The sequence below is a fragment of the Bacillus sp. X1(2014) genome, assembly GCF_007678255.1.
The window spans coordinates 229,234-249,869 of record NZ_VEED01000006.1 but is presented as its reverse complement, the minus strand read 5'-3'; the positions used below and the strand labels follow the sequence as shown (position 1 = coordinate 249,869).

The following is a 20,636-nucleotide window of genomic DNA, read 5'->3' as shown; positions in this document are numbered from 1 at the left end:
AATTGGTAAAACGAGGGGCCTAACGATGGACGAAACTCCTAAAAAAATAAAAGTTGATTCAGTACACCGCAATACTTTATCCAAGCAGGTAGTCGAAAATATTATCCAACTATTGGTTAGTGGTCAAATGAAGCCGGGCGAGAAACTTCCTACTGAAATGGAATTAATGGAAATACTTAATGTCAGCCGCCCTGTGTTAAGGGAGGCACTTAGTTCTCTCGAATCATTAGGCGTTATTCACCGAAAAACGCGGGAAGGTACTTTTTTTAATAATAAAATTAGCAGTCATCCCTTTTCCATCATGCTATCCCTGGCACACGATAATCTGCAGGCAATGGTAGAAGCCCGAATGGCCTTAGAATTGGGATTAATTACGATTGCTGCTGAAAAAATCAGCGACGAAGAACTCCAACGGCTAAAAGAAACAATTGATACGATTGCCAACAATAAAGACAGTGACTATAGCGAGGCAGACCTTGAATTCCATCGGATCATTGCCTTAAGTGCCAATAATCCGATTGTCGAAGGAATGATTGATACATTAATCGTTACCCTTGTCAAAATCAATAGTGAAATAAAAATTCGCGAACCAGAGCGAACCATTCAACATCACCTAGCTATTTATCAAGCATTGGAAAAAAGAGATCCTTTTGAGGCATTTCATCAATTGTATTTACATCTTGATTACGTTCGCCATAAGGTTTTAAAAGAATATCCTAAAATGCCACCCCTTGATAAATAAAGGGGTGGCATTTATTAAGCAGATTAGTTTATTATGGTTACCTTCAATTGTTTTACGCCAAAATCAATAGCATCTTTTTCTGAAGGAATAAAGACATCAATTCTGTTTCCTTTGATAGCTCCGCCAGTATCTCCAGCAATTGCTTCACCATAGCCTTCTACATGAACTTTACTGCCAAGCGGTATAACAGATGGGTCAACGGCAATCACCTTTTTATCTGGGTTTGCCTTTAAGTTAATACCAGTAGCTGTAGTACCAGAACATCCCTCACATGAGGCAGTATAAGCTGTAGCTCTCACTGTAATTTCTTTTGAATTTGCATTATCTGTTGGTGCTTCTTTTTCCTCAGGTTCACTTTCCTTTGGTGCCTGCACAGCCGGCTTTGCAGATTCTTTATGTACCGCCTGATTGACTGGTTTTTCTGTTACAACCTTAGTAGTAGTATTTAAACCTTCATAGATTAATAGATTTAATCCAGGATGGATGAGATCAGTAGTTAAATTGTTCCATTCTTTAAGCTGTAAAACAGTTACTTGATAATCCCTGGCTATCTCCCATAATGAGTCCCCTTTTTTAACAGTATAATGTTTTTCTGGTGCTATGGTTAAAACATCCCCAGGGTGAATAAGGTCTGTAGTCAGATCGTTCAACTTTTGAATATTTTCTAAAGACGTATTATTTACACGTGATAGGTCCCAAAGGGTATCCCCTTCTTTTACTGTTACTGTTGCAGCTTGTACATTAGCACTTACAGTTACTGAGAGTACAGCAACTGCTATAATTGATAGTATTCTTTTAAGCATTCTTTTACCCTCCATGTTCTTTGGTTGCTAAGTTTTCTAAATAGTAACATAGAATTTTCTGAAACAAAGAACAGGGGTATGTTAATCTCTTTACATCTGTGGCAAGTATATTGCGATAGTATTTCTGAGTTTATTTAATTATCTGAAAACATAGCTATTTTACAACTCTTCATAGTAATAAGCCCAGCAGTGACAATTGCTGGGCTTAACCTCTATTTATTACAAAAATGTTACATACTTCAGATTTTTTATCAAAGTATTTACAGTATATACCATTATTGCCACTATTTTTTACCTTGAAAAATAAATTTTCTTCCCGATAAGGAGTTTCTTTACGGAAGAATATTGCCGGCTGCCCGGTAAATACGATACCATTCCTCACGAGTCAGTTGAATATCAGACGCTTTGCAGCAATCCTTTAATCTGTCGATATTCATTGTCCCGATTACTGGCTGCATATGGGCTGGGTGACGTAAAAGCCAGGCGATCGCGATGGTAGTATTGCTGACTCCATATGTAGCGGCAATTTCATCAATCTGTTGATTCAACTCCGGAAACTTCTCGCTTCCTAGGAATACCCCTTCAAAGAACCCATATTGGAATGGAGACCATGGCTGGATAGTGATATCATTCAAACGGCAATAATCGAGAACACTTCCGTCCCGGTTGACAGCGGAATCATTCTCCATATTGACATTAATTCCGTTTGAGATCATCGTAGCGTTGGTGATACTTAATTGCAGCTGGTTAGCAACAAGTGGCTGCTTCACAAACTTCTTTAGCAGTTGAATCTGCATCGGGTTTTGGTTGGAAACGCCGAAATGGCGAACCTTTCCCGAAGTTTCAAGGATATCAAAGGCCTCAGCCACTTCCTCAGGCTCGACAAGTGCATCCGGGCGGTGCAAGAGCAGGACGTCGAGATATTCGGTTTTCAGTCGTTGTAAAATCCCATCGACGGATTCCAAAATATATTCTTTTGAAAAATCAAACATTCCCTTTCGAATCCCGCACTTAGATTGCAGAATGATTTTTTCACGAACATCTGCATTCATTTGGATAGCATCTGCGAAAATTTCCTCACATGTGCCGCCGCCGTAAATGTCAGCATGGTCAAAGAAGTTTGCCCCTTCTTCTAAGGCTGATTGAACAAAACGCTCTGCCTGGTTTTTCTCGAGCGAGTTAATACGCATACAACCAACAGATACGACTGGCACCTCTAACGAACTGCTTCCGAGTTTCATGGTCCTCATCATTTTTTCCCTCCAATTTGTAAAACTTGGTGATTGATGTCAGAGATTAGATAAATAGTTCGGCCCTTCTACCGACATGATCACAACATTTATTCATAAATATTTTGACATACGAGCAGGATATCTCAAAGAATTCTGTCGTTTTAAATAAAATAAATTTAAATCAAGGAACTGGCTGCTTGTCTCAGGCAAATTTAACCGCCATGCATATTTTATTGATAACTACTATCCCGCGATAGTTTATCAATCTTTTAGCATGGTTTTATTTTGCACAAAGGAGTTGGTTTTTCTTGGCACGAACACCATTAGCTAGTATACTGCAGAAATCGTTTGCGTTGGCAGATACTCAAATGGAGAACAAATTATCTACTGGACAAGCTAATATTGTAGATCTTCATCATATACAAAATATGCAGGATCCCTTCGAAAAGGTTAAACGTCAGCCGCTGAATCTAAGGATTGTCATTGTGGGAGCAGGTCTGGCCGGCCTCACGTGTGCATATCGGCTTAAACAAGCTGGAATCACAGCAACAATTTATGAGGCTTCCGAACGGGTAGGAGGACGTTGTTGGACTAGGAGAGGTTATTTCAAGGACGAACAAATGGTCGAGCGTGGCGGGGAATTAATAGATACTTGCCACAGGGAGATTCAAGAGCTTGCAAAGGAACTAGGCTTAACTTTAGATCATTTAATCATGTCTGAATCCTGCAATACCGAGCCATTTTATTTTTTTGATCAGCGTCCATATTCCTTTCAGGAGGTAACCGCTGACTTTATGGAAATCCTCCCCAAACTAAAAAAAGATCTTCAAGAAGTAGGTGAAACGACCCTTTATAATCGTTATACAGAGCGAGGCTTTGAGATCGATCATATGTCGATTGTTGACTATATCAATGAAACGGTACCAGGAGGCATTGGATCTAGGTTCGGTAAACTATTAGCTGTTGCCTATTCGATTGAATATGGAGCAGACGCCCATGTGCAGAGTGCACTAAATCTTCTTTATTTGTTAGGATTTGCGGAAAAAGAGAACTTTCGAATGTACGGTGATTCTGATGAAAGTCTTCATATTAGAGGAGGCAATGATCAAATTCCTGCTTTATTGGCAAAAGATCTTCAAGAACAAATAAACTTTAATTCCGAACTGATAAAGATAGACCAACACAATTCAGAGAATATAAGGCTCATTTTTCGAAATAAAGAAGGAGAATGGGAAGTTTTAGCCGACAAAGTCATTCTCGCAATCCCTTGTAGTATTTTAAAAACAATAGATTATCAGAATGCAAGATTTTGTTCGTTAAAGGCGGCAGCGATTGAAGAGCTCGGAATGGGTATAAATACAAAGCTACATGTTCAATTTATCAATCGGTTTTGGAATGAGCTTGGAAATAATGGTGAAACATTTGCGGATACAGGTTATCAGCAGACATTTGAATCATCACGGGCACAACGAGGTAAATCCGGAATTCTAGTTAATTATACAGGAGGTGAAACGGCGGCTCAGCAGTTTGCTGTCACAGATGGGAAGTTAAAAGAGACGACGATTAGCTTTCTGGACAAGCTAGAACCTGTTTTGAAAGGAAGCATTAATAAGTGGAACGGGTTAGCCACAATCGACCATTGGCTTAGTAATCAATGGAGCAAAGGGGCTTATTCGTATTGGAAGGTAGGCCAGTATACGAAATTTGCCGGAATTTTAGGAGAACGGGAAGGCAATATCTTTTTTGCTGGTGAGCACACGTCAATCCTGTACCCAGGATATTTAAACGGTGCGGTCGAAACTGGTGAGAAGGCTGCACAGGATGTAATCCATGATTTGAAAATAAAGTAGGAACATAAGAAAAGCGCAAGCGCCGTGGTCAGCCGCTAGGGCCGCTTGCGCTAGACAGTAATCTAAGTTCAAAAAATTATACCCTCTTATCATTTAAATAAAGGCTGACTATTGAAAGCTGCTTGTCGCCCCTCCTTGTCAGCCCTTTTTGGGATAAATTAAAAAATATCTCTTAATTCACTATCAGAATAAATCGAAATGAGGACAACGGCCTTGCCGTCACCGATATTTTTAACAAAATGAGGGACACTTGCGTTCCAGCTGAAGGAATCTCCTTCTTCAATAATCATGGAGTCTTCGCCTTGTTCTGCTAGAACTTTTCCCTCTAGCACCAAGTGGCATTCTTCCCCTTCATGCGCATTTAATTCACCCATAGAAGCACCCGCAGGAAATTCGACAAGCATCATTCTTAATCCTCCTTTAGAGGTTAAATGCTCGATTTTCAAGTGGTTAAAAGTAGAATGAGTCCGCTCATTTTTTCTAACAACACGCATATGCTCTTTTTTTTCTAATAATAAATAGGGTAAAGGAACCCCAAGAAAGGCTGCGATTGTTTGCAGCGTGCTAATTGAAGGGGAGGTGTTATTGTTTTCGACATTGCTGATAAATCCTTTGGACAGTCCTGTCCCTTCACACATTTGCGCAATGGTGATTTTCTTTCGATTTCGTATGGCACGAATTTTTGCTCCTATTTCCAAATGACCCACCTCTGGTGATCCGATTATTCTTCCTTACCATTCTTTAGGTTGATAGTTTAAGTCAGCAAATAATTGATTCTTTTCTTTTTTCGATAAGTCGCGCCATTGTCCAATCGGCAGGTTGCCTAAATGAATGTTCATAATCCTTGTCCGCTGCAGACGGACAACCCCATAGCCAAGCGCTGAGCACATTCGGCGGATTTGGCGGTTTAACCCTTGTGTTAAGATGATTTGAAATACATATTTAGACATCTGGGTTACTTTACATGGCAGAGTTTTTTTATCGAGAATTTCCACACCAGCTGCCATCTTCTTTAAAAATTCTGGAGTGATTGGTTTATCGACAGTGACGATATATTCCTTTTCATGCTTATTTTCGGCACGTAAGATTTCGTTAACAATATCGCCATCGTTCGTTAGAAGAATGAGGCCGTCCGAGTCCTTATCCAATCGTCCAATATGGAAGATTCGTAAGGGATGATTGACTAAATCAATGATATTTCCTTTTATATGTCTTTCTGTTGTACTCGTAATTCCAACAGGTTTATTTAAGGCGATATAGACATAATTATGAGCAACTCTAATCTGGCTCCCATTGATTCGAACATCATCGCCCGGCTCCACCTGGCTGCCCATTACCGCCACTTGGCCATTAATCGTAACTTTTCCTTCACTAACTAACTTATCCGCGCCTCTTCTAGATGCCTTCCCAGACTCGCTAATAAACTTATTAATACGCATGATACACACCCTAAATGGAGAATTGTATTTTTACCATACCCAACTGCCATCGTTTTTTCAAGTCCTTCTGGTGCCTGACACCAGATAGAGAAGAAGTTCATATTTAATCTTGGAGAGAAAATTGTCGAAATGAGAGAGATTTTCAAATTAAATTTCTTAAAAAACAGGAAAGTAGGATTACTTTTCCACTTATTTTTTGACAAAATATTCCGATTGCCTATGTTACTTTTAATAGTAATAATTACATAATTGGGGAGATTACGATGAAGAAACTATCTATTATTTTTGTCTTGCTATTTAGTATATTCCTATTTACGAGTCAAGCAGATGCTAGTGACGGTTCACAGTTAATTATTATTAATAAAAAGACTAACACGCTTGCCTTTTATGAAGGTGGAAAACTAGTTAAAACATTTAGAGTGGCTACAGGTCGAACCAGGTCACTTACACCAGAAGGCACATTTAGAATTGTTACTAAAATCGTTAATCGTCCCTATTATAAATTGAAAATTCCTGGAGGAGATCCACGGAACCCATTGGGTAACCGCTGGATGGGGTTAGAAGCAAGAGGGACCTATGGTACAACTTATGCGATTCATGGAAATGCCAATGAAAATTCAATTGGCACCTATGCAAGTTCAGGATGCGTTCGGATGCATAATTCAGAAATACGCTGGCTTTATAGTCACGTTAAAAAATATACATTAGTTATTATCACCCATACGGATAGCAGCTTTGATTCAATTGCCAAAGCGAACGGATATGGCAACGGTTGGGCCGAATTAAGCGGGAACAAGTACTATTATGTGGATGGTGATGTAAAAACTGGCTGGCAATCGATCAACGGAAAAAGATATTTCTTTAATGACGAAGGGGTAATGCAGACCGGCTGGCTTACCCAGAATGGACAGAAATATTATCTTAATAAAAAAGGCGTCATGAAAACAGGTTGGCTTGAAAAAGGCGGTAAGAAGTACTATCTTGATCAAACGGGTGTGATGAGAAAGGGCTGGATTGCTGACAGCGGACAGAAATATTATCTGGACAATAAAGGGGTTCTGCAAACCGGCTGGTTATCGTTCGATGCGAATCGGTATTATCTCGATAACAGCGGTGCAATGGAAACAGGCTGGCTGGCTGATGGGGGAAAATGGTACTATCTCGATGATTCAGGGCTGATGAAAACAGGTTGGATCAACTCTGAAGGCAGATGGTATTTCCTTAATGACCAGGGGGTAATGAAAAATACACAGGAACTTGTTAACAATAGTCAGTGGGATTATCTCGACAAAAGTGAAGATACTGAATTGGAAGGGTCAAATTTATTAGCAGAAAAGTACAAATTAAACAGTCATGAATCAGTCGTGACCGGCTGGTTGAATTACAAGGAGAAATGGTATTACCTCTACGTTAGTGAGGATATGGTTGCCAGTGCGATGAGTGAAGGGTAATTATGCTGGTAGGAAAAATGCCTAATAGATTAATAGACATGTTTAAGTGCCTCTAGTAGGTGCTTTTTTTTTGATGTTAGATTTAAAAGGTAAGTTTGCATTTTTGTATACATGTTTACGTTATGTATACTTATTGTTTACAAAAGTGTAAACATGTGCACGAACTCGTACACATCAAGTAATGGCGCTATGTATACATATTTGTAATCATTGTTTACAAATATCTTAATAACAGCGGTATTATTTTGTTAACTGATGTGAAGGATGAGATTATTTGATAGCACCATCGTGATGAAAACCAGTGGGTTGGGTCAAATCTGAAGGCAGATGGTATTTCCTTAATGGTTATGGCATGATGAAAAATACGCAGGAGCTCATTTACAATAGTCAGTGGGATTATCTCGACAAAAATGAATATATAGAATCTGATGAGCCAGATTTATTAGGAGAAAGGTACAAATTAAACAGTCATGAATCAGTCGTGACCGGCTGGTTGAATTACAAGGAGAAATGGTATTCCTCTATGTTCGTGAAGATATGGTTCCCGGCTCCATGAATAAAGGGTAGGGAACTATGCCCTTCTCCATCCATTGGTGATTATGGTGTGTTTTTTTGAGAGAAGGGAGTAAGGATTTAAAATTAAAGGTTTGTGGTTACGAGAGGAGTTATGGAACTAGTATACATTTTTGCAGACACGTCTACGAATTTGTATACCTGTTTACGTTTTGTATGCTTGTTATTTACAAATTCGTTTACATGTGGACAAACCTGTACACATCTTATATCCACGCCATGAATTTTAAGATCTGTCATCATTTTAGACAAAAGTTTGATTAGTCATTGGTGTGAAGCCGGATGGCTAGCGAGTGAGGAATGTTATTCTTCCATCTCTTGTGTCATGAAAATTCCCAGGTCAGCTCTGAGACAGATGTAAGATGGTCTTTCTTTAGGAGAATGAGGGTAGAAACAACACTCAGGCTCCCCCTCTCCTACAATCTGGGGAATCTTCTCGAAAAAGATGAAATTTATGATTCAATTAGTTCGAATTTATTTGAGGGATAGCACAAACTTACAAAGTACAAAAAGATGAAATTGGCAGCGCACTATGTCCTAATACGGAATAGATAAGTAGAAATTTGATGAGTGCTTTTTTACTTAGGAATACGATGATTAAAATGGAGAATTAGACAGGGGAAATTATCGTAAGTATACATTTTTGTGTACTTGTTTACAATTTGTATACTTTTTGTTTACAAATTGGTTTACATGTAAACAAACCTGTACACATAGTAAAACAGAGCCTCGTATACGATTTTGTCATCATTGTTTACATAAATGTATACAATGAGTTGAAGTTTACATGTTGTTTACAACTTTACAGTTATATTTTTTTTTGCTGAGAAATCTTGAAGAATCTATTAATCTTCTATAACCTTAAAGAAGGACCTAGAATTACATACCCACTATTAAAAATAAATCTAAATATTGAAAAGGAATGATATTAATGACTAAATCCAGAGTTGCAGCTATTGACGTTGGGAATGACTCTATTAAGGCCATTTTCGGAGAATTAGAATATGAATTAAATATTCCTAACATTATTGCTAGGGATACAGAAGATCGACCTGTTATCGGGATTGAAGAACTTGATAATAAAAATCCATTAGATGGAATTCACATCAAAGTCCACTCCCCTGCTTTAAAAGAAAACAACGGAATTTATCGGATTGGTAATTTAGCTACGAAAAGTATTAATGCAACTGAGCTAGATCCTGGCAGCAGCAAGTCTGAGGAAGACCAAACGCTAATTATGCTTTTTGCAACATTAGCTTTAGATGCGGTAAAGGAAAATAACTCAAATGCTTTTCCGCGCACTAAAAATATAATTGATGCCAATTATACATTGGGAACAGGACTTCCCCTTCGCGAAGTAAAAGAAGGAAAAGATGCTGGCTACCGCTCTAAATTAGTAGGTTCAGTCCATCAAGTTGAATTCCTTGTCACTCCAAAGTACCAAGGATTGAAAGTAAATATTAAATTTGATGAAGTAAAAGTATACCCGGAAGGTTTCGCCGCATTTATTAATCTTGTTTTGGATAACAGCGGAAAAATCATCAATAAGGATCTTATTGATAAGCGCATCTTAATTCAAGATATCGGTGGATTATCTACAGATATCGCTGTCATCAAAAATCGTAATGTTGATGATGATAAAGCCCAAGGGTTTAATTTAGGAGTTTCAGAATCATTAGAAGCTATTCGTGAAGAGATTAGAACAAAGCATGGCGTTGAGCTCGATAGCCGCCGTGATGTTGTTGAGATTATTACGAAGAAAAGTGACCGCAATCATATCATGGTTAAAGGAAGCCGGACGAGCGTTCACGATATTACCGACCGAATCCTGCTTGATTTAGCTAAAAAGCAATATCGTTTATTACGTAATGTTTGGCAGAGAAACTCGCAAACGGAAATTTGCTACTTTGTCGGTGGCGGTGCCAATGTCTTAAAGGAATATCTTAAAACATTGAATAACAATTTAGACGGTTACAATATTGATTTCTTTGAAGATGGGAAAGAAAGTATTTGGATGATGGCCAATGCTTATTATAAACTCATCATGGACTTTGTTCGAAAGTCAGAAAAACAAACAGCGCCTAGAGTTGAACCTGTAAAAGCTAAATAAGGTGATTATATATGAAAAAACCAGCCTCAAACGAGGTTCAGCGGGGACAAGCCATATCCTTTCGCATCCCCTCTGATACACCTGACCATATCTTAAAGCATTTACAAAGGTTGAAGGATACAGAAAGAAGGAATTTTTCCAGTAAAATTGCCGAGTTTGTAATGCAAGGTGTAAGTAGTTCTGTTTCGCGGGAAAAGGAGACCATTACGATTCCCCTTCCCCAGAAGTTAACGAAAGCCCAGCGAAATTGGTTAAAGCATGAGCATTCAGAAGCTTTGCTGGGGAGTATTCTTTATCAGCTGATTTCTGATCCAGTTCGTTCGACCTCGCTGCTTGCTTCATTAAACAGTCATTCAATTGATATCGATGAAGCTTTGTATCTTCAGGAAGAGGTATTTCCCGAGAAACTTCAAAAAGATGACAGTTATCTGCAGATTGCTGCTGGTAAGGAGGTTCCATCCCCCCCTATCGATTTAAGTGATATGGATGATGACCTCAGTGAGTTTGACTGGGAAGATGCAAAAGAAAAGCAACCTTTACTTGAAGAAGAGGAAAACGAAGTGGAGCCGGATATCGACGACTTACTTGGTGGTTTTCTTGCTAACATGAATAAGTAATTTAAAAGGGCAAACCTCACAGTATCGTGAGGCTGGCCCTTTTTTTAATGCTGTTTATTCGGCATCCTTTGGCTTTTTTGACTAGTCGCTTGCCGTTGCTTATTTTTTTGATCTTTTGCCTGCTTTTCATGCAGTTGTTCTACAAATTCATGTGTGTCACGATTATCCATTCCGCCTAACCTCCTTGAAAAATCGAACCACTGTTATTTTGACCAAGCTGTTTGAAAATATTCAGTAATGCTTTTCAGTTGTTGTGCATAATGATTACCATTATATTCTTTGTAAAAGTAAATCTATGAAACTATTAATAGATTTGGTGGTGTGTCAATGGAGCTGCCTAACAATCTTGTTCAGGCCAATGGAGCATTAAATAAGCAGTTAATTTTGAAAAAGGAAATCCTCTATAAAGGGATGAATGGAAGATTTGTTGAAAGATTTTATCTGACTCCCGAAACAAGCTATATTTTTAAACCACTAACAAATAATGGTCAATTAGGCAAAGAGGTCTGGGTTTATGAACATATTCTCCCCCATTTCCCAGCCATTTTTCCAAAAATTATTTCTTACTCCATAAATGAATGTACCGAACTTAACTGGATGATTCTTGAAGACCTTGGTCAGCTCTCACATGAATTTAACGAGGATATTGTATTAGATGTCATAAAGTGGGCTGCATGGTGGCATTCCCTGCCAGTTGAACAATTGGGAATTCTACCCCATAAGGGACTGAAGCCGAGAATAGAGGAGATTGTATCTGAGGTTATTGTTAAGAAGGATGAAGTATATCGTTTAATGTCTTCTCTGAACATCGAGCGAGAACTCGTTGATGCTATTTTTGAAAAAATAAGCAATTGGCAGCTGTCAAAGCTTCAAGTGTTGACCCACGGTGATTTACATACCGGAAATTATGCGGTTGCCAGCAACAAGTTGAAGATTTTGGACTGGGAGCACGCCCATCTTAATTCACCACACTGGGACCTATACCATCTGGTTGATATGTCCCATCCCCTTTTTCCAAAAAAAATAACAAGTTCATTACGGGAGAGGATCTTGGAAACGTACCTAAATCAAGTGACATTTGAGTATGACCGGGCTTGGTTTTTTAAAGAGTATTATTTAGTGGCAACTGCTTTTTCGGTTTGGATGCTGTTATTGATTCAAAGGGATTTAGCAGGAAATGGTGGGAAATGGTCTGTTGAGCAACTAAATACCCAACTTGATGAAACTATATCGAGTCTTCAACAGTGTGCAACAGCACTGCTTTTATGAAATAAAGCTCACTTTGAGTTAGTCAAAGCGAGCTTTTTTTGTTATGCTTTTTGCTCCGTTAATTTGATGATTTCGATGACAGTGTTAGTAGCGTTAATCATATTATCCACGGAAATAAATTCAAATTTGCCGTGGAAATTTTCCCCGCCAGTAAAGATATTTGGTGTTGGCAGACCCATATAGGAAAGCTGAGATCCATCGGTACCGCCGCGAATTGGTTTAACAATCGGCGTAATGCCAAGGTTCACCATTGCTTCATGCGCGATGTCGACTATTTCCATCACCGGTTTAATTTTTTCACCCATGTTGTAATATTGATCATTCAATTCCAGTTGAATGGTGTCACTGCCGTATTTGGCCTTGAGTTCACCCGCGATGCTTTCAATTAATGTCTTGCGCGCCTTAAAATTGGCCATATCATGATCTCTGATAATGTAGTGGAGCTTGGTTAGTTCCACATCACCATTGAAGGCTAACAAATGGAAGAAGCCTTCGTATCCTTCGGTATGTTCTGGTGCTTCCTGTGCTGGGAGCTTGCTATGTAATTCCATCGCAATCTTCATCGAGTTGACCATTTTGTCTTTAGCGGAACCCGGGTGAATGTTGTTGCCTTTGATGGTGACTTTTGCTGCCGCTGCGTTGAAGCTTTCGTATTCTAATTCTCCGAGCGGGCCGCCATCAACGGTATAGGCATGCTTAGCATTGAAGGCCGCAACGTCAAACTTATGTGGTCCCCTGCCGATTTCTTCATCTGGAGTGAACGCAACGCGGACCTTACCGTGTTTAATTTCAGGATGATTCAACAGATAAGCCATGGCAGTCATAATTTCGGTAATGCCGGCTTTGTTGTCTGCCCCAAGCAGCGTTGTGCCGTCTGTTGTAATCAGGGTGTGGCCTATATAGTCAGGAAGACTTGGGAAATCCTTCGGTGACATCACTACTTTAAGGGCCTCGTTTAAAACGATTTCGTTCCCATCATAGTTTTGAACGATTTGCGGGTTTACGTTCTTGCCTGTAAAATCAGTGGCTGTGTCAACATGAGCAAGGAAGCCAATCGTTGGCACTTCTTTGTCTGTGTTTGACGGTAAGGTCGCCATCACGTATGCATTCTCGTCAATCGTAACTTCTTGCATTCCAATTGATTGCAATTCTTCGACAAGCATCCGGGCTAGGGTCCACTGACCCTCGGTGGATGGACAAGTTTCGTTGTTTTCATTGGACTGGGTGTCCACTTTAACATAGGAAGTAAATCTTTCAATGAGTTCGTTCTTCAATTCCACTACACTCCCCTTTATTGAGTTGAATTCATGAATATCATATCACTATGAGAGAGCGGTTACACGTTTTTGAATCTTGTCCATTACCTCTGTAAAATAGTTCCTTCACCCTGCATCGCAGCACATACCCAAAGGCCATACTATACATCAACTGTCCATTTTATAATTTTGTAAAAAATATAGCTTGACTACTATTGACCAGATGAGTCAACGGGAGTACAATGTGGTTGACTGATGTGGTCAATAACAAAAGAGGGAGGGCCGCAACCATGTTTTCGAAGTTTCTCAACTTAGATAAAGAAAAACAAGACAGAATTATAAATGCTGCCATTAAGGAATTTGCCGAGAAAGGATATGACCGGGCATCGACCAATGAAATTGTCAAAGAAGCGGGTATATCGAAGGGACTGCTGTTTCATTATTTTCAAAACAAGAAGCAACTGTTCTTATTTGTCTTTGATTACTGCTACGAATTGGTCGTCGACGAATTTTACAAGAAAATTAATCTTCAAGAGACAGATTTCTTTATACGAATGCGTCAAGCCATCATTGTCAAAATGGAGATGCTCTCAACTTATCCGGATATCTTCAAGTTTATTCAAGAGGTATTTATGGAGGAATCGGCTGAAATAAAGGTTGAATTTGATAAAAAGAAGTCAGAACTAACGCATATCAATATTGAAAAGGCGTATGAGGGAATTGATTATTCGAAATTTAGGGACGATGTCGACCTCACGAAAATCATAAAAATGATCAGCTGGACATTTGAAAAAATGAGTGATGAAGCGATAGAGAAAGCAAAGTTGTCCCCCACCCACGAGATTGATTATCAAAAGATCCAAGCGGAAGCAGAAGAGTATTTTGAGGTCATGATTAAATGTTTTTATAAACATTAGGAGGCTATCACGATGAATGTAATTGAAATTAACCAACTTACTAAGACCTATGGTAAGTCAAGAGGAATTACTGACGTTAGCTTTCATGTTGAGGAAGGCGAGATTTTCGGGTTCATTGGGCCAAACGGTGCAGGAAAATCAACCACCATTCGGACCCTTTTGTCGCTGATTTACCCAACCAGCGGCAGTGCCACCATCTTTGGCAAAGACTCTGTTCAATTTGCACCGGAAGTTAAAAAGGAAATCGGTTATTTACCTTCTGAAGTTTTTTACTATGACAATATGAAGGTTAAGGACCTATTAAAATATTCAGCTAGTTTTTATAAAAAAGATTGCAGTAAGAGAATCAAAGAATTGGCCGCGATTATGGACCTGGATCTCAATAAAAAAATTGATGATCTTTCCTTAGGAAATAAAAAGAAGGTCGGAATTGTTCAAGGGCTGCTCCATGAACCAAAGTTAATTATTCTCGATGAACCAACAAGCGGTCTTGATCCGCTCATGCAGCAGAAATTCTTTGAACTTTTAGAAGAAGAAAATAAAAAAGGCGCAACCATTCTCTTTTCATCGCACATCCTCAGCGAAGTGCAGCGTTTATGTAACCGGGTGGCGATCATTAAAGAAGGTAAGATTGTTACCGTTGAAAAGATCAGTACTTTACAAGAAAACAACTATAAGAAATTTAAAGTAGAAACGAAAGTACCGCTGGATCCAAACTATTTCAACATCAGTGGCGCCAACAATTTAGAAGTCAAAGACAATATCACCAGCTTTTTATTTAAAGGGAATATTAATGCCATTATGAAAAAACTTGCCGATATTGAGCTCGTGAATTTATGGATAGAAGAGCCAGACCTTGAGGAGATCTTTCTGCATTATTATGAAAAGGAGGCCTAGGAAACTATGAATATATTTTTTCATGAGTTGAGGGCCTATCGGAAATCCACAATCATCTGGTCCTGTTCATTAGTGCTGATTATTGCTCTGTTTATGTCGTTTTATCCTGCCTTTGCAAATGATGCAGAGGACTTTCAAAAGATCATGGAAGGATATCCTGAAGCGATTAGAAATGCAATCGGTTTTAACCTTGGCAACTTCTTTACAATTCTAGGCTTTTATTGCTTTCCGTTATCGTTCATAACCTTGTGCGGGGCGATTCAAGCAATGAACCTTGGCACAAGCATTGTCAGTAAGGAAGTCCGTGAGAAGACAGCGGATTTTCTGTTAACTAAACCCGTTACGAGGACAGCGGTACTGACATCGAAACTGTTCGCAGCCTTTGTCTCAATCGTCATTACCAATATTATTTATCTAGTGGTTACAATGTTCATGGTTTTTCAAGTCAAGACAGATAATTTCAGCGTAAAAATATTACTTTTACTTTCACTTACCATGTTTTTTATTCAGTTGATGTTCCTTGCAGTCGGAATTATGATCTCAGTCATTGTTCCTAAGATTAAATCTGTCCTTTCCGTTTCACTTACAACCGTATTTGCTTTCTACTTTTTAGGAATGTTTAGCAGTACAACGGGTGAAGAAGCAAAACGCTATATTTCACCTTTTAAATACTTTGACACTGCCTATATCATTAAACATTCTGGCTATGAAACTTCCTTTCTAGTGGCTGGTGCCGTTATTATCATCTTGTCAATTACGGCAAGTTATATTGTTTATCTAAAAAAGGATATCCATGCTGTATAGCTGTGAAGGAGGGCAAGGGTTATGAATATATTTGTAAAAGAACTGAAATCGTACCGAAGGTCGCTGATCTTTTGGAGCATCGGTGTCTTCCTCATGGTAGCTTCAGGAATGGCCAAATACGCTGCCTATTCTTCATCGGGTCAATCCATCAATGACCTGATCGCTGATTTGCCTAAATCGCTAAAGGCAGTCATGGGGTTTGGTGTAGTCGATTTGTCGAAGATTAGCGGTTATTACTCATTATTGTATATATATTTGTTATTAATGGCGACGATCCATGCGGCAATGCTCGGGGCTTCGATCATTGCGAAAGAAGAACGTGACAAAACAGCGGAGTTTTTATTCGTCAAGCCAGTTTCCAGAACGAAGATTATAACGGCAAAACTGTTAGCTGCCTTCACGAATATCGTTATTTTTAATCTAATTACCTTGATTTCATCAATAACTCTTATTGAAAAGTACAACAGCGCGGGTGAAGCTGTTAATGGTGAAATAGTCCTCACCCAGGTGGGCATGTTTATTTTACAAGTCTTGTTTTTGGTCATTGGCAGTGCACTGGCAGCTGTAAAAAGGAAACCGAGATCAGCCCCATCACTAGCTACGGGTATCCTGTTACTAACGTATATGCTGTCAATTGCAATTGATTTGAATGAGAATATGGAAGGCTTGAAATATTTGACCCCCTTTAAATATTTCGAGGCTAAGAATCTAATGTTAGGCAATGGGCTTGAACCAATTTATCTTGTTATATCAGTACTTGTAGCTGCCCTATTTTTAGCAATTACCTTCACTTTTTATAAAAAAAGAGATTTGAATGTATAGTAGGAAAAGGTCGATAAAATTCGGCCTTTTTTTGTTATGAAAAAAATAAGATTTTTATAAAATTTTGTTTTATTTTGAATATTTTGATGATAAAATAAAATTCCTGTAACTGTTAATCTACAATTTTTTACAAAAAACTAGATTAATAGTCACAAAGCATGAATCTCTGAGGAGGGATCGACGAAAGAACGCTGATTACTACATAAACAAAAAAATTAGGGGGAAAAAACGTGGTAAATTGGAAGAATGTCCTTGGGACTTCACTATTATCGACTGGTCTTGTAGTTAGTTCCTTTGCACCAGCTGCATTTGCGAAGACTACGAATGTTTCAAAAGTTCCATACGCAAATGTTTTACAAACTCCAGAAGGATCAACACTGCCATTCCTTGGCAAGCACACTGGCGGTCCTTTTGATATTGGTCTAGTAAATGATGAAAAAGTTCTAAAACTATTAATCGATCAAGGTATCGTGAGCAAAACTGCCTCTCCTCAAGAGCAGCAAAAACAAATGAATGCATATTTTGCAAAACGTGCGGCTAAAGCCAACGTTGCTGGGACAAATCAGCAAGAAGTAAAGCAAATTCGTACTAAATTACAAGAAAAGGCAAACTTAAAAGTACAAGATGCTATTGCCCCAAAAGCGAAAGCCTCTAAGGCAAGGGAATCTACTTATGTTACTACTTCTAAAGTAGACCCAATTCAAAAGGAAACTTGGGAAGGTTCAGAAAGAACAGATAAGGTACTTGTTTTATTAATTGATTATCCAGATGCACCTCATAGTACGATTAAAGAAGGTGAAGGAGCAGTTCTTCAATATGACGATTATACTCAAAAACATTACGAGGATATGATCTTTGGTGAAGATGGGTATACGGGTCCAAATGGTGAAAAACTTGTTTCGATGAAACAATATTACGAAGAACAATCAGGTGGCAGTTATACCGTTGATGGACAAGTTTCTAAATGGTATACAGCGAGCCAGCCAGCAGCATATTATGGCGGTAACGTGCCAGCACCAGATGGAAATGATGCACATCCACGTTCATTAGTTAAAGAAGCGTTAGCTCAAGCAGCACAAGATCCGGATATTAATTTACAAGATTATGATATTCAAGATGAATTCGACTTAGATAGAGATGGCAATTATTTTGAGCCAGATGGAATCATCGACCACTTAATGGTTGTCCACTCGGGTATTGGTGAAGAAGCTGGCGGCGGCTCACTTGGTGGCGATGCGATTTGGTCACACAGCTCTGCACTTACCGACTTACAAGGGATTCCTAATTCAACTGCAAAAGTTCCATATTGGGATGGTCAGATGATTGCATATGGATACACAATTGAGCCAGAAGATGGCGCTGCAGGTGTATTTGCGCACGAATTTGGTCATGACTTAGGATTACCTGATGAATATGACACAATGTACACAGCTAATTCAGTTGGTGCTCCTACTGAATATTGGACAATCATGTCAGCAGGAAGCTGGGCTGGTAAAATCAACGGAACAGAACCAACAAGTTTCAGTCCTTATGACAAAGAATTTTTACAAGCAACAATGCCAGGATCAAACTGGTTCAAAGATGTAGAATATAATCTTTCTGACTTAACAGATGGAAAAACAGTTAAATTAGACCAAGCAAATGACAAAGGTACAAACGCTGATGCTGTAAAAATAAATCTGCCAGATAAATCAACAACAATCAACACTCCGTCAAGTGGTCAATATGAATACTTTAGCGGTAGTGCAGATGACATTAACACTTCAATGGCAGCTAATGTTGATTTAACAGGTAAAACAACTGCACAATTAACATTTAAGACTTGGTACAAGATTGAAGATGGTTATGATTATGCCTATGTTGAAGTAAAAGAAGATGGCGCTACAAGCTATGTTCCAATTCCAGGGAATATCACAACAACTACTAACCCATATGAAGCAAATCTAGGCAACGGAATCACAGGCGACTCTAAGGATTGGGTAGATGCTACATTTGACCTTTCTGCATTCGCCGGCAAAAAAGTGTCTCTTCGCTTCCATTATGTAACAGATGCTGGGGTTTCTCTTCCTGGTTTCTTTGTAGATGATGTGAAAGTAACTGCTGATGGCGCGGATGTTTTAACAGACGATGCTGAAGGTGCAACTTCACCGTTTACTCTTACTGGCTTCGAGAAAAATAATGGTATTAAATTATCAACACAATACTATTTAGCTGAGTGGCGTTCTCATGCAGGTACCGACAGCGGACTTGCTGCTACTACTCGCGGAAAATCTGTATTAACTCATGATCCAGGTCTTGTTCTTTGGTATGTTGACAACAAATATACCGATAACTGGGTAGGCGATCATCCAGGCGAAGGGTTTTTAGGAGTTGTTGATGCGCATCAAGAAACAGCAATCTGGAAAGATAGCAACATCAGTGACAATACCAATTACTATGGTCCTGCTAATACTAGATACCAAATTAAAGATGCAGCTTTCTCATTAAACAAAACAGGTAAGTTGTTCTTAGATTATGGTCTTGGTTATATGACTTTAGGTGCGCAACCTGCAGTAACTGCATTTGACGATTCAAGAGATTATACAAATGCCGGTTTAATTTATTCAGGCCGTAATGTACCAAAGTATGGCTTAAAGATTCACGTAACAGGTCAAGCGGATGATATGTCTGTTGGAGCAATTGAACTTCATACAGGAAATATCGACAAAGTGGAATTAAACCCATTAAGCAAGACTGCTTATTCAAACCAAGCCGGCCATAAAGAATTAACGGTTTCAGGTCAAGTTCACCTTGATGGACCTGGTGAGAGTGTAGCTCTTAAATATGAACTAGTTGATAAGAATGGCAAAGTGGTATTAACTGAGTCTGAAACATTAACTGGTACTGACAAATCATTTGAGCGTACATTAACATTACCAAACAGTGCAACTGGTAATTATACTGTAAAAGTAACAGCTACAGATGAAGAAGGCAATGCTGTTTCCGGACAAACTTCATTTGGAGTAGATAATGATGCACCAACAGCTTCTGTTGCACCAAATGGCAGTACAACACCTGCCAAAGCAGTTGCTGCTAAGGTAACTGTGAAGGATGCAGAAGCTAACTCACTTGAGTATGTATGGTCACAAACTACTTCTGCCCCTGCAACTGGCTGGAGTAAGTTCACAAATGGCAGCACGTTAAAGCTTTCAGGTAAAAACGGCCTTTGGTATTTACATGTTCGCGGCGTAGATGCTCTTGGCAATGCTTTAAAATGGACTTCAAAATCGTTCGCGTTGGATAATGCCGCACCTGGCGCCCCAACTGTGTACGAAGTGAAAGACTATGATAAGAAGATAACTGGTAAGGCAGAAGTTGGATCTAAAGTTACAGCTAAAGTTGGCTCTACTACTGTAGGTACTGCTTATGCTGATAAATATGGTAAATTCAGCGTTACATTAAGAAATTCAATTAAGGCTAAAACGGTTGTTAGTGTAACTGCAACTGACAAAGCTGGAAATGTAAGTGGAGCTGCAACTGTATCAGTAAAAGACAAAACAAAGCCTGGAAAACCTTCTGTTAAGAAAGTTGACAGCAATGATTTGAAAGTTACTGGTAAAGCAGAAGCAGGCGCAATTGTAACGGTTAAAGTTGGATCAAAAACAGTTGGAACGGCTGTTGTAAATTCTAAAGGCGAGTACAGTGTTAAGCTAAAAAAAGCTCTTAAAACAGGAACTGTTTTAACAGTAACTGTAAAAGATAAGGCTGGAAACACTAGCTCTACTGCTACAGTTAAAGTTGTTAAGAAATAAATAACCATGGAATACCCCTGAATAACTTTTCAGGGGTATTTTTTTGCGTTTTTGATTAGATTG

At 38.9% G+C, this 20,636-nt stretch carries 18 protein-coding genes; 12 read left to right on the top strand and 6 right to left on the bottom strand.

Annotated elements, in window-relative coordinates:
* The first annotated feature begins 25 nt into the window (after positions 1 to 25).
* Positions 26 to 742: a FadR/GntR family transcriptional regulator gene (locus tag FS608_RS14285; RefSeq protein ID WP_144551942.1), complete on the top strand. Its 717-nt coding sequence runs from the start codon at positions 26 to 28 to the stop codon at positions 740 to 742.
* 23 nt (positions 743 to 765) lie between these two features.
* Here FS608_RS14285 and FS608_RS14280 read toward each other — a convergent pair whose 3' ends face one another.
* Together FS608_RS14280 and FS608_RS14275 are read right to left on the bottom strand one after the other, a co-directional pair.
* Entirely contained in the window at positions 766 to 1,545 is a 780-nt protein-coding gene (locus tag FS608_RS14280) for a LysM peptidoglycan-binding and 3D domain-containing protein (RefSeq protein WP_144551940.1), read from the bottom strand.
* 332 nt (positions 1,546 to 1,877) lie between these two features.
* Positions 1,878 to 2,795, bottom strand: a complete 918-nt coding sequence (locus FS608_RS14275; protein ID WP_144551937.1) for an aldo/keto reductase — start codon at positions 2,793 to 2,795, stop codon at positions 1,878 to 1,880.
* 290 nt (positions 2,796 to 3,085) lie between these two features.
* On the opposite strand from FS608_RS14275, the gene FS608_RS14270 reads away from it, so the two are divergent.
* The gene (locus FS608_RS14270) at positions 3,086 to 4,627 is read left to right on the top strand and encodes a flavin monoamine oxidase family protein (protein ID WP_144551934.1); all 1,542 of its coding nucleotides are present in this window, start codon (positions 3,086 to 3,088) and stop codon (positions 4,625 to 4,627) included.
* Positions 4,628 to 4,785: 158 nt separating this feature from the next.
* Here the strand turns inward: FS608_RS14270 and FS608_RS14265 are convergent, their stop codons facing one another.
* Together FS608_RS14265 and rluF are read right to left on the bottom strand one after the other, a co-directional pair.
* Positions 4,786 to 5,325 carry a helix-turn-helix domain-containing protein gene (locus FS608_RS14265; RefSeq protein ID WP_144551931.1) on the bottom strand — a complete coding sequence of 180 codons (540 nt, stop codon included), beginning with the start codon at positions 5,323 to 5,325 and terminating at the stop codon, positions 4,786 to 4,788.
* Positions 5,326 to 5,358: 33 nt separating this feature from the next.
* A complete protein-coding gene (gene rluF, locus FS608_RS14260) occupies positions 5,359 to 6,066 on the bottom strand; it encodes a 23S rRNA pseudouridine(2604) synthase RluF (RefSeq protein ID WP_144551928.1) in 708 nt (235 codons plus the stop codon).
* Between the two features lie 263 nt (positions 6,067 to 6,329).
* Here rluF and FS608_RS14255 point away from each other — a divergent pair, with 263 nt between their 5' ends.
* From FS608_RS14255 to FS608_RS14240, 4 genes are all read left to right on the top strand, one after another.
* Complete coding sequence (locus FS608_RS14255) at positions 6,330 to 7,517, top strand: L,D-transpeptidase family protein (RefSeq protein ID WP_144551925.1); 1,188 nt, start codon at positions 6,330 to 6,332, stop codon at positions 7,515 to 7,517.
* Positions 7,518 to 7,872: 355 nt separating this feature from the next.
* Positions 7,873 to 8,073 carry a hypothetical protein gene (locus tag FS608_RS14250; RefSeq protein WP_144551922.1) on the top strand — a complete coding sequence of 67 codons (201 nt, stop codon included), beginning with the start codon at positions 7,873 to 7,875 and terminating at the stop codon, positions 8,071 to 8,073.
* 948 nt (positions 8,074 to 9,021) lie between these two features.
* Positions 9,022 to 10,200 carry a ParM/StbA family protein gene (locus FS608_RS14245; protein ID WP_144551919.1) on the top strand — a complete coding sequence of 393 codons (1,179 nt, stop codon included), beginning with the start codon at positions 9,022 to 9,024 and terminating at the stop codon, positions 10,198 to 10,200.
* 11 nt (positions 10,201 to 10,211) lie between these two features.
* Positions 10,212 to 10,817, top strand: a complete 606-nt coding sequence (locus FS608_RS14240) for a hypothetical protein (protein WP_144551916.1) — start codon at positions 10,212 to 10,214, stop codon at positions 10,815 to 10,817.
* A 44-nt stretch (positions 10,818 to 10,861) separates the two neighbouring features.
* Here FS608_RS14240 and FS608_RS14235 read toward each other — a convergent pair whose 3' ends face one another.
* Complete coding sequence (locus FS608_RS14235; RefSeq protein ID WP_144551913.1) at positions 10,862 to 10,987, bottom strand: DUF4023 domain-containing protein; 126 nt, start codon at positions 10,985 to 10,987, stop codon at positions 10,862 to 10,864.
* 157 nt (positions 10,988 to 11,144) lie between these two features.
* Here FS608_RS14235 and FS608_RS14230 point away from each other — a divergent pair, with 157 nt between their 5' ends.
* A complete protein-coding gene (locus FS608_RS14230) occupies positions 11,145 to 12,086 on the top strand; it encodes a phosphotransferase (RefSeq protein ID WP_144551910.1) in 942 nt (313 codons plus the stop codon).
* 41 nt (positions 12,087 to 12,127) lie between these two features.
* Here the strand turns inward: FS608_RS14230 and pepT are convergent, their stop codons facing one another.
* Complete coding sequence (gene pepT / locus FS608_RS14225) at positions 12,128 to 13,360, bottom strand: peptidase T (protein WP_144551907.1); 1,233 nt, start codon at positions 13,358 to 13,360, stop codon at positions 12,128 to 12,130.
* A 272-nt stretch (positions 13,361 to 13,632) separates the two neighbouring features.
* Here pepT and FS608_RS14220 point away from each other — a divergent pair, with 272 nt between their 5' ends.
* The 5 genes from FS608_RS14220 to FS608_RS14200 all read left to right on the top strand — a co-directional run bounded on the left by FS608_RS14220 (position 13,633) and on the right by FS608_RS14200 (position 20,573).
* Positions 13,633 to 14,259 carry a TetR/AcrR family transcriptional regulator gene (locus tag FS608_RS14220; RefSeq protein ID WP_144551904.1) on the top strand — a complete coding sequence of 209 codons (627 nt, stop codon included), beginning with the start codon at positions 13,633 to 13,635 and terminating at the stop codon, positions 14,257 to 14,259.
* A 12-nt stretch (positions 14,260 to 14,271) separates the two neighbouring features.
* On the top strand, positions 14,272 to 15,156 hold the full coding sequence (locus tag FS608_RS14215; protein WP_144551901.1) for an ABC transporter ATP-binding protein: 885 nt from the start codon (positions 14,272 to 14,274) through the stop codon (positions 15,154 to 15,156).
* A gap of 6 nt (positions 15,157 to 15,162) precedes the next feature.
* A complete protein-coding gene (locus FS608_RS14210; RefSeq protein WP_144551898.1) occupies positions 15,163 to 15,960 on the top strand; it encodes an ABC transporter permease subunit in 798 nt (265 codons plus the stop codon).
* Positions 15,961 to 15,981: 21 nt separating this feature from the next.
* On the top strand, positions 15,982 to 16,782 hold the full coding sequence (locus FS608_RS14205) for an ABC transporter permease subunit (RefSeq protein WP_144551895.1): 801 nt from the start codon (positions 15,982 to 15,984) through the stop codon (positions 16,780 to 16,782).
* 230 nt (positions 16,783 to 17,012) lie between these two features.
* A complete protein-coding gene (locus tag FS608_RS14200; protein WP_144551892.1) occupies positions 17,013 to 20,573 on the top strand; it encodes an immune inhibitor A domain-containing protein in 3,561 nt (1,186 codons plus the stop codon).
* Positions 20,574 to 20,636: the final 63 nt, after the last annotated feature.

What these genes read in the sequence shown, in the direction of transcription:
- FS608_RS14285 (WP_144551942.1), top strand. Translation starts at nt 26, where the DNA reads ATGGACGAAACTCCTAAAAAAATAAAAGTTGATTCAGTACACCGCAAT.
- FS608_RS14280 (WP_144551940.1), bottom strand. Translation starts at nt 1,545, where the DNA reads ATGCTTAAAAGAATACTATCAATTATAGCAGTTGCTGTACTCTCAGTA.
- FS608_RS14275 (WP_144551937.1), bottom strand. Translation starts at nt 2,795, where the DNA reads ATGAGGACCATGAAACTCGGAAGCAGTTCGTTAGAGGTGCCAGTCGTA.
- rluF (WP_144551928.1), bottom strand. Translation starts at nt 6,066, where the DNA reads ATGCGTATTAATAAGTTTATTAGCGAGTCTGGGAAGGCATCTAGAAGA.
- FS608_RS14255 (WP_144551925.1), top strand. Translation starts at nt 6,330, where the DNA reads ATGAAGAAACTATCTATTATTTTTGTCTTGCTATTTAGTATATTCCTA.
- FS608_RS14250 (WP_144551922.1), top strand. Translation starts at nt 7,873, where the DNA reads ATGAAAAATACGCAGGAGCTCATTTACAATAGTCAGTGGGATTATCTC.
- FS608_RS14245 (WP_144551919.1), top strand. Translation starts at nt 9,022, where the DNA reads ATGACTAAATCCAGAGTTGCAGCTATTGACGTTGGGAATGACTCTATT.
- FS608_RS14240 (WP_144551916.1), top strand. Translation starts at nt 10,212, where the DNA reads ATGAAAAAACCAGCCTCAAACGAGGTTCAGCGGGGACAAGCCATATCC.
- FS608_RS14235 (WP_144551913.1), bottom strand. Translation starts at nt 10,987, where the DNA reads ATGGATAATCGTGACACACATGAATTTGTAGAACAACTGCATGAAAAG.
- FS608_RS14230 (WP_144551910.1), top strand. Translation starts at nt 11,145, where the DNA reads ATGGAGCTGCCTAACAATCTTGTTCAGGCCAATGGAGCATTAAATAAG.
- FS608_RS14220 (WP_144551904.1), top strand. Translation starts at nt 13,633, where the DNA reads ATGTTTTCGAAGTTTCTCAACTTAGATAAAGAAAAACAAGACAGAATT.
- FS608_RS14215 (WP_144551901.1), top strand. Translation starts at nt 14,272, where the DNA reads ATGAATGTAATTGAAATTAACCAACTTACTAAGACCTATGGTAAGTCA.
- FS608_RS14210 (WP_144551898.1), top strand. Translation starts at nt 15,163, where the DNA reads ATGAATATATTTTTTCATGAGTTGAGGGCCTATCGGAAATCCACAATC.
- FS608_RS14205 (WP_144551895.1), top strand. Translation starts at nt 15,982, where the DNA reads ATGAATATATTTGTAAAAGAACTGAAATCGTACCGAAGGTCGCTGATC.